At 52.0% G+C, this 15,751-nt stretch carries 13 protein-coding genes; all 13 read left to right on the forward strand.

Annotated elements, in window-relative coordinates:
* Window positions 1-17 precede the first annotated feature (17 nt).
* The 13 genes from frr to dnaE all read left to right on the forward strand — a co-directional run bounded on the left by frr (window position 18) and on the right by dnaE (window position 15,751).
* Window positions 18-575: a ribosome recycling factor gene (gene frr / locus OGV57_RS13725; protein WP_003018547.1), complete on the forward strand. Its 558-nt coding sequence runs from the start codon at window positions 18-20 to the stop codon at window positions 573-575.
* Window positions 576-685: 110 nt separating this feature from the next.
* The gene (ispC, locus tag OGV57_RS13730; RefSeq protein WP_048233869.1) at window positions 686-1,882 is read left to right on the forward strand and encodes a 1-deoxy-D-xylulose-5-phosphate reductoisomerase; all 1,197 of its coding nucleotides are present in this window, start codon (window positions 686-688) and stop codon (window positions 1,880-1,882) included.
* A gap of 187 nt (window positions 1,883-2,069) precedes the next feature.
* Window positions 2,070-2,828: a (2E,6E)-farnesyl-diphosphate-specific ditrans,polycis-undecaprenyl-diphosphate synthase gene (gene ispU, locus OGV57_RS13735; protein WP_003018543.1), complete on the forward strand. Its 759-nt coding sequence runs from the start codon at window positions 2,070-2,072 to the stop codon at window positions 2,826-2,828.
* 12 nt (window positions 2,829-2,840) lie between these two features.
* Entirely contained in the window at window positions 2,841-3,698 is an 858-nt protein-coding gene (gene cdsA / locus OGV57_RS13740; RefSeq protein WP_003018541.1) for a phosphatidate cytidylyltransferase, read from the forward strand.
* 11 nt (window positions 3,699-3,709) lie between these two features.
* The gene (rseP, locus tag OGV57_RS13745) at window positions 3,710-5,062 is read left to right on the forward strand and encodes a sigma E protease regulator RseP (protein ID WP_044714937.1); all 1,353 of its coding nucleotides are present in this window, start codon (window positions 3,710-3,712) and stop codon (window positions 5,060-5,062) included.
* 29 nt (window positions 5,063-5,091) lie between these two features.
* A complete protein-coding gene (gene bamA, locus OGV57_RS13750) occupies window positions 5,092-7,515 on the forward strand; it encodes an outer membrane protein assembly factor BamA (RefSeq protein ID WP_003018536.1) in 2,424 nt (807 codons plus the stop codon).
* Between the two features lie 122 nt (window positions 7,516-7,637).
* On the forward strand, window positions 7,638-8,123 hold the full coding sequence (gene skp / locus OGV57_RS13755) for a molecular chaperone Skp (RefSeq protein WP_003018533.1): 486 nt from the start codon (window positions 7,638-7,640) through the stop codon (window positions 8,121-8,123).
* A 3-nt stretch (window positions 8,124-8,126) separates the two neighbouring features.
* Complete coding sequence (gene lpxD / locus OGV57_RS13760; RefSeq protein ID WP_016149581.1) at window positions 8,127-9,152, forward strand: UDP-3-O-(3-hydroxymyristoyl)glucosamine N-acyltransferase; 1,026 nt, start codon at window positions 8,127-8,129, stop codon at window positions 9,150-9,152.
* A 103-nt stretch (window positions 9,153-9,255) separates the two neighbouring features.
* Window positions 9,256-9,711, forward strand: a complete 456-nt coding sequence (fabZ, locus tag OGV57_RS13765; protein ID WP_003018528.1) for a 3-hydroxyacyl-ACP dehydratase FabZ — start codon at window positions 9,256-9,258, stop codon at window positions 9,709-9,711.
* A 3-nt stretch (window positions 9,712-9,714) separates the two neighbouring features.
* Window positions 9,715-10,503 (forward strand): acyl-ACP--UDP-N-acetylglucosamine O-acyltransferase, encoded by a 789-nt coding sequence (lpxA, locus tag OGV57_RS13770; RefSeq protein ID WP_003018525.1) that lies wholly within the window; start codon window positions 9,715-9,717, stop codon window positions 10,501-10,503.
* Window positions 10,503-11,651, forward strand: a complete 1,149-nt coding sequence (gene lpxB, locus OGV57_RS13775; RefSeq protein WP_003018522.1) for a lipid-A-disaccharide synthase — start codon at window positions 10,503-10,505, stop codon at window positions 11,649-11,651. Before lpxA ends, lpxB begins: the two co-directional genes overlap by 1 nt.
* Entirely contained in the window at window positions 11,648-12,244 is a 597-nt protein-coding gene (gene rnhB, locus OGV57_RS13780; RefSeq protein ID WP_003845817.1) for a ribonuclease HII, read from the forward strand. The genes lpxB and rnhB overlap by 4 nt, the downstream gene beginning before the upstream one ends.
* A 24-nt stretch (window positions 12,245-12,268) precedes the next feature.
* On the forward strand, window positions 12,269-15,751 hold the full coding sequence (dnaE, locus tag OGV57_RS13785; RefSeq protein ID WP_003018516.1) for a DNA polymerase III subunit alpha: 3,483 nt from the start codon (window positions 12,269-12,271) through the stop codon (window positions 15,749-15,751).

Genomic DNA, 15,751 nt, shown 5'->3' on the forward strand with positions numbered 1-15,751 from the left:
TTTCAAGGATTCGTAACGTGATCAACGATATCAGAAAAGATGCTGAAGTACGCATGGACAAATGCGTCGAAGCGTTCAAAAACCAAATCAGCAAAATTCGCACGGGTCGTGCTTCTCCTAGCCTGCTGGATGGTATTGTCGTGGAATATTACGGCACACCGACTCCGCTGCGCCAACTGGCAAGCGTAACGGTTGAAGATTCCCGTACCCTGAAAATCAACGTGTTTGACCGTTCTATGGGGCCAGCCGTTGAGAAAGCCATCATGGCTTCCGACCTCGGTCTGAATCCAAGCTCTGCGGGTTCCGACATCCGCGTTCCGCTGCCGCCGCTGACCGAAGAACGTCGTAAAGATCTGACCAAGATCGTGCGTGGCGAAGCTGAAGGCGCGCGTGTTGCGGTACGTAATGTACGCCGCGATGCAAACGACAAAGTGAAAGCGTTGTTGAAAGAAAAAGAGATCAGCGAAGATGACGATCGCCGTTCTCAGGACGACGTACAGAAACTGACTGACGCTGCAATCAAGAAAGTTGATGCGGCGCTGGCAGAGAAAGAAGCGGAACTGATGCAGTTCTGATTCGCCTGTACGCTAAAAACGCCGCTTAGAAGGCCTGAGAAGGCTGGATGGCGGCGTTTTGCTTTTTTCTGTCTATATACCTTAAAGGGTAAAATTCTTCTGGATGTCTCATGAAGCAATTAACCATCCTGGGATCAACCGGTTCCATTGGTTGCAGTACGCTGGATGTAGTACGCCATAACCCGGAAAAATTTCGTGTTACTGCGTTGGTGGCGGGTAAAAATGTCGCCCGCATGGTAGAGCAATGCCTGGAGTTTTCTCCTCGCTATGCGGTAATGGACGATGAAAAAAGCGCTGCGTTGGTAAAAGCAGCTCTGCTGGAGCAGGGCAGTCGCACAGAGGTCATGAGCGGTCAGCAGGCTGCCTGTGATATGGCTGCGCTGGATGATGTTGATCAGGTCATGGCTGCAATTGTCGGCGCAGCGGGCTTATTGCCAACGCTGGCGGCAATTCGTGCGAGCAAAAGTATTTTACTGGCGAACAAAGAGTCTCTGGTGACCTGCGGTCGTCTGTTTATGGACGACGTGAAACGCCACAAAGCGCAGCTTTTGCCGGTAGATAGCGAGCATAACGCGATTTTTCAGAGTTTACCGCAACCTATCCAACACAATCTGGGATACGCTGACCTTGAGCAAAACGGCGTTATGTCAGTTCTGCTTACCGGGTCTGGTGGCCCATTCCGTGAAACGCCATTGCGCGATCTGGTCTCTATGACCCCCGATCAGGCATGTCGTCATCCGAATTGGTCGATGGGACGAAAAATCTCTGTCGATTCCGCCACCATGATGAACAAAGGTCTGGAATACATTGAAGCGCGTTGGTTATTTAATGCCAGTGCAAGCCAGATGGAAGTGCTGATTCACCCGCAGTCGGTTATTCATTCGATGGTCCGTTATCAGGATGGTAGTGTTCTGGCGCAGTTGGGTGAACCGGACATGCGTACACCTATTGCCCATACCATGGCATGGCCAGAACGAGTGACGTCCGGTGTTAAGCCTGTCGATTTTTGCAAACTCAGTGCGCTGACGTTTTCTGCACCTGATTACCAGCGTTATCCGTGCCTGAAACTGGCGATGGACGCGTTTGAGCAAGGGCAGGCGGCAACGACCGCACTTAATGCCGCGAATGAAATTACCGTTGCCGCGTTTCTGGCGCAGCAGATCCGATTTACCGATATTGCTGACCTGAATTTATCCGTGCTGGATAAGATGGATTTGCAGGAGCCGCAGAGCGTTGATGACGTGCTGAAGGTTGATGCCATCGCGCGGGACGTCGCCAGAAAAGAAGTGATGCGACTCTCAAGCTGATGATAATCCCTCTACGGAGAATCGTGCTATTTGTTAGCGTTGGGCTTCAGTGATATAGTCTGCGCCACCCGATCGCGGGTATTTGCTTTTTTTCGGTCGGGTAAGCCGTGGTTTGACACGGCTTTTTTGTGGATGGGCTTCAGTATTCCTGAGTACCGTAAATCCTTTCAGGGACTAATAACGCGTTATGTTGTCTGCAACTAAACCATTAAGCGAAAATTTGCCAGCACATGGTTGTCGCCATGTCGCAATTATCATGGATGGCAATGGCCGCTGGGCGAAAAAGCAAGGGAAGATTCGCGCCTTTGGGCATAAGGCCGGAGCAAAATCCGTCCGCCGGGCTGTCTCTTTTGCTGCCAATAACGGTATTGATGCGTTAACGCTGTATGCCTTTAGCAGTGAGAACTGGAACCGACCTGCGCAGGAAGTGAGCGCGTTAATGGAACTGTTTGTGTGGGCACTTGATAGTGAAGTGAAAAACCTGCACCGCCATAACGTACGTCTGCGTATTATCGGGGATATCAGTCGATTTAACTCTCGTTTGCAAGAACGGATTCGCAAATCAGAAGCGATTACTGCCCAGAATACCGGGTTGACGCTGAATATTGCAGCGAATTACGGTGGACGGTGGGATATAGTCCAGGGAGTCAGGCAACTGGCACAACAGGTGCAGGATGGTCTGCTGCGTCCAGAGCAAATCGATGAAGAGATGCTTGGGCAGCAAATTTGTATGCATGAACTGGCTCCTGTGGATTTAGTGATAAGGACTGGGGGAGAGCATCGAATTAGTAATTTTCTGTTGTGGCAAATTGCCTATGCCGAACTTTACTTTACGGATGTTCTCTGGCCCGATTTCGATGAACAAGACTTTGAAGGTGCGCTGCATGCCTTTGCTAATCGTGAGCGTCGTTTCGGCGGCACCGAGCCCGGTGATGAAAAAGCCTGATGGGGGTCGCTTTTGCTGAAGTATCGCCTGATTTCTGCTTTTGTTTTAATACCCGTTGTCATCGCGGCGCTGTTTTTGCTGCCGCCGGTGGGGTTCGCCATTGTCACGCTGGTCGTTTGTATGCTGGCCGCCTGGGAATGGGGACAGTTAAGCGGTTTTACCACGCGTACACAGCGAGTCTGGCTGGCGGTTTTGTGCGGGCTATTGCTGGCGCTAATGCTGTTCTTACTGCCGGAATACCATCGCAATATTCATCAGCCGCTGGTTGAAGTATCGCTGTGGGCGTCGCTGGGCTGGTGGGTCGTGGCGCTGTTGCTGGTATTGTTTTATCCCGGCTCTGCGTCGGTCTGGCGTAATTCCAAAACATTACGCATAATTTTCGGCGTGTTAACCATTGTTCCGTTCTTTTGGGGAATGCTGGCGCTACGTGCATGGCATTATGATGAGAATCATTATAGTGGCGCGCTATGGCTGCTGTATGTCATGATCCTCGTTTGGGGAGCGGACTCGGGTGCGTATATGTTTGGTAAGCTGTTTGGCAAACATAAGCTGGCACCGAAGGTTTCTCCTGGTAAAACCTGGCAGGGTTTTATTGGCGGACTCGCCACTGCGGCCGTAATCTCATGGGGTTATGGCATGTGGGCGAATCTTGAAGTTGCGCCTGTCACCTTGCTCATTTGCTCCATCGTTGCAGCCCTGGCCTCCGTGCTGGGTGACCTGACCGAGAGTATGTTTAAGCGTGAAGCAGGTATTAAGGACAGTGGTCACTTAATTCCAGGACACGGCGGTATTCTGGACCGTATTGATAGCCTGACGGCTGCGGTACCGGTATTTGCCTGCCTGTTGTTACTGGTATTCAGGACGCTCTAACGGATGGTCTTATGCTGAGTATTCTCTGGAATCTGGCTGCATTCATTGTCGCACTTGGTGTGCTTATCACCGTGCATGAATTTGGTCATTTCTGGGTTGCGCGGCGCTGCGGAGTCCGCGTCGAACGCTTTTCCATTGGTTTTGGAAAAGCGCTTTGGCGGCGTACCGATAAATTAGGTACGGAATACGTTATCGCCCTGATTCCCCTCGGCGGTTACGTCAAAATGCTGGATGAGCGCGCTGAACCAGTCGCACCGGAGTTGCGCCATTACGCCTTCAACAATAAAACGGTTGGACAACGCGCAGCCATCATCGCCGCAGGTCCGATTGCAAACTTCCTTTTTGCTATTTTCGCTTACTGGCTGGTGTTTATCATCGGTGTCCCTGGCGTTCGTCCGGTTGTTGGTGAAATAACACCCAACTCGATTGCCGCGCAGGCGCAAATTCAGCCGGGTACGGAACTAAAAGCGGTTGATGGTATCGAAACCCCTGATTGGGATGCCGTGAGGTTGCAACTGGTAGCCAAAATTGGCGATGAGCATACGACTCTCAGCGTAGCGCAGTTTGGCAGTAACCAGCGTCAGGACAAAACGCTGGATTTACGTCAGTGGGCATTTGAGCCAGACAAAGAGGATCCCGTCTCCAGTTTAGGGATTCGTCCGCGCGGTCCGCAGATTGAACCGGTGCTGTCAGAAGTGCAGGTTAACTCCGCTGCAAGTAAGGCAGGTTTGCAAGCAGGCGACAGGATCGTTAAAGTCAATGGTCAGCCGCTGACGCAATGGATGACGTTTGTGACGCTGGTGCGCGATAATCCGGATAAGCCGTTAGCGCTAGATATTGAAAGACAAGGAAGTTCCTTGTCTTTAACGTTAACCCCAGATTCAAAACAGGTTAACGGGAAGGCAGAAGGTTTTGCGGGCGTGGTGCCTAAAGTTATTCCTCTGCCTGATGAGTATAAGACTGTACGCCAGTATGGGCCATTCAGCGCCGTCCTCGAAGCCTCGGATAAAACGTGGCAGTTGATGAAGCTGACGGTCAGTATGCTGGGAAAATTGATTACCGGTGATGTAAAACTGAACAACCTCAGTGGGCCGATTTCTATCGCCCAGGGGGCTGGGATGTCAGCGGAATTCGGGATTATTTATTACCTGATGTTCCTTGCGCTTATCAGCGTGAACTTAGGGATAATCAACCTGTTTCCGTTGCCCGTTCTTGACGGGGGGCATCTGCTGTTCCTGGCGATTGAAAAGCTGAAGGGCGGTCCGGTATCCGAGCGGGTTCAAGACTTTAGTTATCGCATTGGCTCTATCTTGCTGGTGTTGTTAATGGGGCTTGCACTTTTCAATGATTTCTCTCGGTTGTAAGAGAGTGTTAGGAAGAACGCATAATAACGATGGCGATGAAAAAGTTGCTCATAGCGTCGCTGCTGTTTAGCAGCGCCACCGTATACGGTGCTGAAGGGTTCGTAGTGAAGGACATTCATTTCGAAGGCCTACAGCGAGTCGCCGTTGGTGCGGCTCTCCTCAGTATGCCGGTGCGCACAGGCGACACGGTTAATGATGAAGACATCAGTAATACCATTCGTGCTCTGTTCGCCACCGGTAACTTTGAGGATGTCCGCGTCCTGCGCGATGGTGATACCCTTCTGGTTCAGGTAAAAGAGCGTCCGACGATTGCAAGCATCACTTTCTCCGGTAATAAATCGGTGAAAGATGACATGCTCAAGCAAAACCTCGAGGCGTCTGGCGTGCGTGTTGGCGAGTCTCTGGATCGCACTACGCTTGCCGATATCGAAAAAGGCCTGGAAGATTTCTACTATAGCGTCGGTAAGTACAGCGCCAGTGTGAAAGCGGTGGTGACGCCGTTGCCGCGTAACCGCGTTGACCTCAAGCTGGTCTTCCAGGAAGGTGTTTCGGCGAAGATCCAACAGATCAATATCGTCGGCAACCATGCCTTCACGACTGACGAACTTATCTCTCACTTCCAGTTGCGTGACGAAGTGCCGTGGTGGAACGTGGTGGGCGATCGCAAATACCAGAAACAGAAACTGGCGGGTGACCTTGAAACCCTGCGCAGTTACTATCTGGATCGCGGTTATGCCCGCTTTAATATCGATTCCACTCAGGTCAGCCTGACGCCGGATAAAAAAGGTATCTACATCACCGTTAACATCACAGAAGGCGAGCAGTACAAGCTTTCTGGTGTTCAGGTGAGCGGTAACCTGGCCGGGCACTCCGCCGAAATTGAGACCCTGACGAAGATCGAGCCAGGTGAACTCTATAACGGCACCAAAGTGACCAAAATGGAAGATGATATCAAGAAGCTCCTGGGTCGCTATGGCTATGCCTATCCGCGCGTACAGTCGCAGCCTGAAATCAACGACGCTGACAAAACCGTTAAATTACGCGTAAACGTGGATGCGGGTAACCGTTTCTATGTGCGTAAGATTCGTTTTGAAGGTAACGACACCTCTAAAGATTCCGTTCTGCGTCGCGAAATGCGTCAGATGGAAGGTGCATGGTTGGGCAGCGATCTGGTCGACCAGGGTAAAGAGCGTCTGAACCGTCTGGGTTACTTTGAAACAGTTGATACCGATACTCAGCGTGTTCCGGGCAGACCGGATCAGGTTGATGTAGTCTACAAGGTCAAAGAGCGTAACACCGGTAGCTTTAACTTCGGCGTCGGTTACGGTACCGAGAGCGGCGTGAGCTTCCAGGCTGGCGTTCAGCAAGATAACTGGTTAGGTACCGGTTATTCTGTTGGCATCAACGGCACCAAAAACGACTACCAGACCTATACTGAGTTGTCTGTGACTAACCCGTACTTCACCGTTGATGGTGTGAGCCTGGGTGGCCGTGTCTTCTATAACGACTTTGAAGCGAATGATGCGGATCTGTCCGACTATACCAACAAAAGTTATGGTACAGACGTAACGCTTGGCTTCCCGGTAAACGAATACAACACGTTGCGTGCCGGCCTGGGTTATGTACATAACAAACTGTCCAACATGCAGCCGCAGGTTGCGATGGATCGTTATCTTGAGTCAATGGGCGAGACCAATACCAACAGCTTTGCCGCTGATGACTTCACCTTTAACTACGGTTGGACGTACAACAAACTGGACCGTGGGTATTTCCCAACGGACGGTACACGCGTCAACCTGAACGGTAAAGTGACCATTCCGGGTTCTGATAACGAATACTACAAAGTGTCGATGGATACCGCGACCTATGTGCCGATCGATGACGATCACAAGTGGGTGGTTTTAGGACGTACGAAGGTAGGCTATGGCGACGGCATTGGCAGCAAAGAAATGCCGTTCTATGAGAACTTCTATGCAGGTGGTTCCAGCACCGTGCGTGGCTTCCAGTCGAATACTATCGGTCCAAAAGCAGTCTACAAAAACGGTGCTTACGCCAGTGGTTCTGATAATAGTGACTACGAAGAGTGTTCCAACGCGGACGGTAAGGACTGTAAATCGGATGACGCAGTGGGCGGTAACGCCATGGCTGTCGCCAGCCTGGAGTTTATTACCCCAACGCCGTTCATTAGCGACAAGTATGCCAACTCGGTTCGTACCTCGTTCTTCTGGGATATGGGTACTGTTTGGGATACTAACTGGCAGGATAGCGCTCAAACACGTGCTATAGGTGTGCCGGACTACAGTGATCCAAGTAATATCCGTATGTCAGCGGGTATCGCTTTACAATGGATGTCCCCATTGGGGCCGTTGGTTTTCTCCTACGCCCAGCCGTTCAAGAAGTACGATGGAGACAAAGCGGAACAGTTCCAGTTTAACATTGGTAAAACCTGGTAATTGTTCTTCGCAAAGGAATGTAGTGGTAGTGTAGCGATGACTTTAGGCGATCTTGCATGGGATCGCCTGGCCACGCAAAGAACTGCACCTTCGGGTGCAAATGAGATGGTAAGGAGTTAATTGTGAAAAAGTGGTTATTAGCTGCAGGTCTCGGTTTAGCGATGGCAACGTCCGCACAAGCGGCTGACAAAATTGCAATCGTCAACATGGGTAGCCTGTTCCAACAGGTTGCACAGAAGACAGGCGTTTCTGCTACGCTGGAAAACGAGTTCAAAGGCCGTGCCAGCGAACTGCAGCGTATGGAATCCGATCTGCAATCTAAGATGCAGCGTCTGCAATCAATGAAAGCAGGTAGCGATCGTACCAAGCTGGAAAAAGACGTTATGGCTCAGCGCCAGACTTTCTCTCAGAAAGCTCAGGCTTTTGAGCAGGATCGTGCGCGTCGCTCCAACGAAGAACGTGGCAAACTGGTTACTCGTATCCAGACTGCTGTGAAATCTGTTGCCAGCAGCCAGAGCATCGATCTGGTCGTTGACGCAAACACCGTTGCATACAACAGCAGCGATGTAAAAGACATCACCGCTGACGTACTGAAACAGGTTAAATAAGTAATGCCTTCAATTCGACTGGCTGATTTAGCAGAGCAGTTGGATGCAGAATTACACGGTGATGGCGATATCGTCATCACCGGCGTAGCGTCCATGCAATCTGCGCAAACTGGCAATATCACGTTCATGGTGAATCCTAAGTACCGTGAACACTTAGGCGTATGCCAGGCTTCTGCCGTAGTAATGACGCAGGACGATCTTCCTTTTGCTAAAAGTGCCGCGTTGGTAGTGAAGAATCCCTACCTGACCTATGCACGTATGGCGCAAATTTTAGATACCACGCCTCAGCCTGCACAGAACATTGCACCGAGTGCAGTGATCGATGCAACGGCGAAGCTGGGTAGTAATGTCTCTGTGGGCGCAAATGCGGTCATTGAGTCTGGCGTAGAACTGGGTGATAACGTCGTTATCGGCGCAGGCTGCTTCGTCGGAAAAAATACTAAAATCGGTGCAGGTTCACGCTTGTGGGCGAATGTGACGATTTACCACGACATTCAGATCGGTGAGAATTGCCTGATCCAGTCAAGCACTGTCGTTGGATCTGATGGATTTGGTTACGCGAACGATCGCGGTAACTGGGTAAAGATCCCGCAGCTTGGTCGCGTGATTATCGGCGATCGCGTCGAGATCGGCGCTTGTACCACCATTGACCGTGGTGCTCTGGACGATACTGTGATCGGTAATGGTGTTATCATTGATAACCAGTGCCAGATTGCGCATAACGTTGTGATTGGCGACAATACGGCAGTAGCCGGTGGCGTCATTATGGCGGGAAGCCTGAAGATTGGCCGTTACTGCATGATTGGCGGCGCCAGCGTGATCAATGGGCATATGGAAATATGCGACAAAGTCACGGTGACTGGCATGGGTATGGTGATGCGTCCTATCACCGAACCTGGCGTCTATTCCTCAGGCATTCCGCTACAACCCAATAAGGTATGGCGTAAAACAGCTGCACTGGTGATGAATATTGATGATATGAGCAAGCGCCTCAAAGCGATTGAGCGCAAGGTTAATCAACAAGACTAAAGCACCGTTTTTGCATGTCTGACTTTTCGGCCTGTCCCATTCATACGATTGCGACAGGCCGTGTTATTATTGCCTTTTAGTATATTTTGACAGGAAGAGTATTTTGACTACTAACACTCATACTCTGCATATTGAAGAGATTTTAGAACTTCTGCCGCACCGTTTTCCGTTTCTGCTGGTTGATCGCGTGCTGGATTTTGAAGAAGGTCGTTTTCTGCGCGCAGTGAAAAATGTATCCGTTAACGAGCCTTTCTTTCAGGGCCACTTCCCGGGTAAACCTATTTTCCCTGGCGTATTGATTCTGGAAGCGATGGCACAGGCTACCGGTATCCTTGCGTTTAAAAGCGTAGGAAAACTGGAACCAGGCGAACTGTATTATTTCGCGGGTATTGACGAAGCACGCTTTAAGCGTCCTGTCGTGCCTGGCGATCAGATGATCATGGAAGTGACTTTCGAGAAAACGCGCCGTGGCCTGACCCGTTTTAAAGGGGTTGCGCTGGTCGACGGTAAAGTTGTGTGCGAAGCAACGATGATGTGTGCCCGTAGCCGGGAGGCCTGATACGTGATTGATAAATCCGCCTTTATTCACCCGACCGCCATTGTAGAAGAGGGCGCCAGCATTGGTGCCAATGCTCACATTGGCCCATTTTGTATTGTTGGACCCCATGTTGAAATTGGTGAGGGTACCGTACTGAAGTCTCACGTTGTCGTGAATGGCCATACAAAAATTGGTCGCGATAACGAGATCTATCAGTTTGCCTCCATCGGTGAAGTTAACCAGGATCTTAAATATGCTGGCGAACCGACCCGTGTGGAAATTGGCGATCGCAACCGCATCCGCGAAAGCGTCACCATTCATCGTGGCACAGTGCAGGGCGGTGGAGTGACGAAGGTGGGCAGCGATAACTTACTGATGATTAATGCGCACGTCGCGCATGATTGTACGGTAGGAAACCGCTGTATTCTGGCGAATAACGCCACGCTTGCCGGACATGTTTCGCTGGATGATTTTGTTATCATCGGCGGCATGACTGCGGTGCATCAGTTCTGCATCATCGGTGCTCATGTGATGGTTGGTGGCTGTTCTGGTGTAGCCCAGGACGTGCCTCCGTACGTTATCGCCCAGGGCAACCACGCGACGCCGTTTGGCGTCAATATCGAAGGTCTGAAGCGTCGTGGATTCACTCGCGAAGCGATTACCGCGATTCGTAACGCCTACAAAGCGTTGTACCGTAGTGGTAAAACGCTGGAAGAAGTGAAACCAGAAATCGCGGAACTGGCGAAACAGTACCCCGAAGTTCAGGCTTTCAGCGACTTCTTTGAGCGCTCAACGCGTGGCCTGATTCGTTAATGACTGAACAGCGTCCTTTAACGATTGCCCTCGTCGCCGGAGAAACCTCCGGCGATATTCTTGGTGCAGGGTTAATCCGTGCACTCAAGGCTCGCGTTCCCAATGCGCGTTTTGTTGGTGTGGCGGGTCCGCTGATGCAGGCCGAAGGCTGTGAAGCCTGGTACGAAATGGAAGAGCTGGCGGTCATGGGCATTGTTGAAGTGCTCGGACGTCTGCGCCGTTTACTGCATATTCGTGCCGACCTCACTCGCCGATTCACCGACTTAAAGCCGGATGTTTTCGTTGGCATTGATGCACCTGATTTCAACATTACCCTCGAAGGGAACTTGAAAAAACAGGGCATTAAAACCATTCATTATGTCAGTCCGTCCGTCTGGGCGTGGCGACAGAAACGCGTTTTCAAAATAGGCAGATCCACCAACATGGTGCTGGCCTTTCTGCCTTTCGAAAAAGCGTTTTATGACAAATTTAACGTCCCGTGCCGCTTTATAGGTCATACCATGGCGGATGCCATGCCGTTGGACCCGGATAAAAACGCGGCACGTGATATTCTGGGCATTCCTCATGACGCTCACTGCCTGGCGCTACTGCCGGGAAGCCGTGGTGCAGAAGTGGAGATGCTCAGCGCCGATTTTCTGAAAACGGCGCAGCTATTACGCCAGCATTATCCGGATCTCGAAGTGGTGGTGCCGTTGGTGAATGCCAAACGTCGCGAGCAGTTTGAACGCATTAAAGCGGAAGTTGCACCGGAGCTTTCCGTACATCTGCTCAATGGTATGGGACGTGAAGCAATGGTGGCCAGCGACGCCGCACTGCTGGCTTCAGGTACCGCCGCGCTGGAATGTATGCTGGCAAAATGCCCGATGGTGGTTGGCTACCGTATGAAACCCTTCACCTTCTGGCTGGCGAAGCGTCTGGTGAAGACTGATTACGTTTCGCTACCTAACCTGTTGGCGGGAAGAGAACTGGTTAAAGAGCTGTTGCAGGAAGAGTGTGAACCGCAGGCGCTGTCGCAAGCGCTGTTGCCGTTGCTGGCGAAGGGTAAAACCAGCCATGCGATGCACGACACATTCCGTGAACTGCACCAGCAGATCCGTTGCAATGCTGATGAGCAGGCAGCGGATGCGGTCCTGGAGTTAGCGCAATGATTGAATTTGTGTATCCGCATACGCATTTAGTGGCGGGTGTGGATGAAGTCGGACGCGGCCCTTTGGTCGGCGCGGTCGTCACTGCTGCCGTCATTCTGGATCCGGCTCGCCCTATTATCGGTCTTAACGACTCAAAAAAACTGTCAGAAAAACGTCGCCTGGCGCTGTTTGATGAAATTAAAGAAAAGGCGTTAAGCTGGAGCCTGGGTCGGGCAGAACCGCATGAAATCGACGAACTGAACATTTTGCATGCTACCATGCTGGCCATGCAGCGTGCGGTTGCGGGTCTGCATATTGTGCCCGAATACGTGCTGATTGACGGCAATCGTTGCCCGGCATTACCGGTACCGTCGATGGCGGTGGTCAAAGGTGATAGCCGCGTGGCGGAGATTAGCGCCGCATCGATTCTGGCAAAAGTGACCCGTGACGCTGAAATGGCGGCGCTGGATACGGTTTTTCCACAGTATGGTTTTGCACAGCACAAAGGTTATCCAACCGCATTTCATCTGGAAAAATTGGCACTGCATGGTGCGACTGAGCACCATCGCCGCAGCTTTGGCCCCGTCAAACGCGCACTGGGACTCTCGTCCTGATTCTTGTGTCGAAGGAATCTGAAGATGTCTGAACCACGTTTCGTCCACCTACGGGTGCACAGCGACTACTCCATGATCGATGGGCTGGCGAAAACCGGACCGCTGGTAAAAAAGGCGGCCGCGTTAGGCATGCCTGCGCTGGCGATCACCGATTTTACCAACCTGTGTGGTCTGGTGAAGTTTTACGGAGCGGGCCATGGCGCGGGTATCAAGCCGATAGTTGGCGCAGATTTTCATGTCCGCAGTGAGCTGTTGGGCGATGAACTCACGCAGCTTACCGTGCTGGCCGCAAATAATACCGGCTATCAGAACCTGACGTTGTTGATTTCGAAAGCCTATCAGCGCGGCTATGGCGCAGAAGGACCGGTTATCGACCGGGACTGGTTGGTCGAGTTAAAAGAAGGTTTGATTTTGCTCTCCGGCGGTCGCATGGGCGATGTCGGACGAAGTCTGCTGCGCGGCAATAACGCACTGGTTGACGAGTGCGTGGCGTTTTACGAAGAACATTTTCCCAATTGCTATTTCCTCGAACTGATTCGCACCGGCAGGCAAGATGAAGAAAATTATCTGCACGCAGCCGTAGCACTGGCCGAAACGCGTGGTCTACCGGTGGTGGCGACTAACGATGTCCGCTTCCTTGAAACCGGAGATTTCGATGCGCATGAAATCCGCGTAGCGATCCACGACGGCTTTACCCTTGATGACCCGAAACGCCCGCGTAACTATTCGCCGCAGCAGTACATGCGCAGCGAAGATGAGATGTGCGAGCTGTTCTCCGATATTCCGGAAGCACTGCAAAACACCGTCGAGATAGCTAAACGCTGCAACGTGACGGTGCGTCTGGGCGAATATTTCCTGCCGCAGTTCCCGACCGGCGATATGACCACCGAAGATTTCCTTGTGGCGAAATCACGCGAAGGGCTGGAAGAACGTCTCGAATTTTTGTTCCCTGACCCTGAAGTTCGTGCGCAGAAGCGCCCACCTTACGATGAACGTCTGGAAGTTGAACTTAAAGTTATCAACCAGATGGGATTCCCGGGCTACTTCCTGATCGTTATGGAATTTATCCAGTGGTCGAAAGATAACGGCGTACCGGTAGGCCCGGGACGTGGTTCCGGCGCTGGCTCACTTGTTGCCTATGCGCTGAAAATTACCGATCTCGACCCGCTGGAATTTGACCTGCTGTTCGAACGTTTCCTTAACCCGGAACGTGTCTCAATGCCCGACTTCGACGTTGACTTCTGTATGGAGAAACGCGACCAGGTCATCGAGCACGTGGCGGAAATGTACGGTCGTGATGCGGTTTCGCAGATTATTACCTTCGGTACGATGGCAGCAAAAGCGGTTATCCGCGACGTGGGCCGCGTACTGGGGCATCCGTACGGCTTCGTTGACCGTATTTCGAAGCTGGTGCCGCCCGATCCGGGCATGACGCTGGCAAAAGCCTTTGAAGCCGAACCCCAACTGCCGGAAATTTATGAGGCAGATGAAGAGGTTAAAGCGCTGATCGATATGGCGCGTAAGCTGGAAGGCGTCACGCGTAACGCCGGTAAGCACGCCGGTGGTGTGGTTATCGCACCGACCAAAATTACTGATTTTGCTCCGCTGTACTGCGATGAACAGGGGCTGCACCCGGTTACTCAGTTTGATAAGAACGATGTGGAATATGCCGGTCTTGTGAAGTTCGACTTCCTCGGTCTGCGTACGCTCACCATCATCAACTGGGCGCTGGAAATGATCAACGCGCGCCGTGAAAAGAACGGTGAGCCACCGCTGGATATTGCGGCTATCCCGCTGGATGACAAGAAAAGCTTCGATATGCTGCAACGCTCGGAGACCACGGCGGTCTTCCAGCTTGAATCCCGCGGCATGAAAGACCTGATCAAACGTCTGCAGCCTGACTGCTTCGAAGATATGATCGCACTGGTGGCTCTGTTCCGCCCTGGCCCGCTACAGTCGGGGATGGTAGATAACTTTATCGACCGTAAGCATGGTCGCGAAGAGATTTCCTATCCGGATGTACAATGGCAGCATGAGTGTCTGAAACCGGTACTGGAGCCGACCTACGGCATTATCCTGTATCAGGAACAGGTTATGCAGATTGCCCAGGAGTTGTCCGGGTATACCCTTGGCGGCGCGGATATGCTGCGTCGTGCGATGGGTAAGAAAAAGCCGGAAGAAATGGCCAAGCAGCGCGGCACCTTTGAAGAAGGGGCGAAAAAGCGCGGCGTAGACGGCGAACTGGCGATGAAAATCTTTGACCTGGTGGAGAAATTCGCCGGTTACGGATTTAACAAATCGCACTCCGCTGCCTATGCGCTGGTTTCTTACCAGACTCTGTGGCTGAAGGCGCATTATCCTGCCGAGTTTATGGCGGCGGTAATGACCGCCGATATGGATAACACCGAGAAAGTCGTCGGACTGGTGGATGAATGCTGGCGCATGGGGCTCAAAATCCTGCCGCCGGATATCAACTCCGGGCTTTACCATTTTCACGTGAATGATGATGGCGAGATTGTTTATGGCATCGGCGCGATAAAAGGCGTGGGTGAAGGGCCAATTGAAGCTATTATTGAGGCGCGTAACGAAGGCGGCTACTTCCGTGAGCTGTTTGATCTCTGCGCGCGCACGGATATCAAAAAACTTAACCGCCGGGTGCTGGAAAAGCTAATCATGTCCGGGGCGTTTGATCGCCTTGGCCCGCATCGTGCGGCGTTGATGAATTCGCTCAACGACGCACTAAAAGCCGCCGATCAGCATGCAAAAGCCGAAGCTATTGGTCAGGCCGATATGTTTGGCGTGCTGGCGGAAGAACCGGAGCAAATTGAACAATCCTATGCCAGCTGCCAACCGTGGCCGGAGCAGGTGGTATTAGACGGTGAGCGTGAAACGTTGGGGCTTTACCTGACGGGACACCCCATCAACCAGTATTTAAAAGAAATTGAGCGCTATGTCGGAGGCTACAGGCTGAAAGACATGCATCCGACAGAACGTGGTAAAGTCACCACGGCTGCGGGGCTCGTCATTGCTGCGCGGGTAATGGTCACCAAGCGCGGCAATCGTATCGGCATCTGTACACTGGATGACCGTTCCGGACGTCTGGAGGTTATGTTGTTTACCGATGCTCTGGATAAATACCAGCAATTGCTGGAAAAAGACCGCATACTTATCGTCAGCGGACAGGTCAGCTTTGATGACTTCAGTGGCGGGCTTAAAATGATGGCCCGTGAAGTCATGGATATTGACGAAGCCCGGGAAAAATATGCTCGCGGGCTTGCTATCTCGCTGACGGACAGGCAAATTGATGACCAGCTTTTAAACCGACTCCGTCAGTCTCTGGAACCCCACCGCTCGGGGACAATTCCAGTACATCTCTACTATCAGAGGGCGGATGCACGTGCGCGGTTGCGTTTTGGCGCGACGTGGCGTGTCTCTCCGAGCGATCGTTTGCTAAACGATCTCCGTGGCCTTATTGGTTCGGAGCAGGTGGAACTGGAGTTTGACTAA

The organism is Citrobacter sp. Cf087, from assembly GCF_030334285.1.
Lineage (GTDB): Bacteria > Pseudomonadota > Gammaproteobacteria > Enterobacterales > Enterobacteriaceae > Citrobacter > Citrobacter freundii.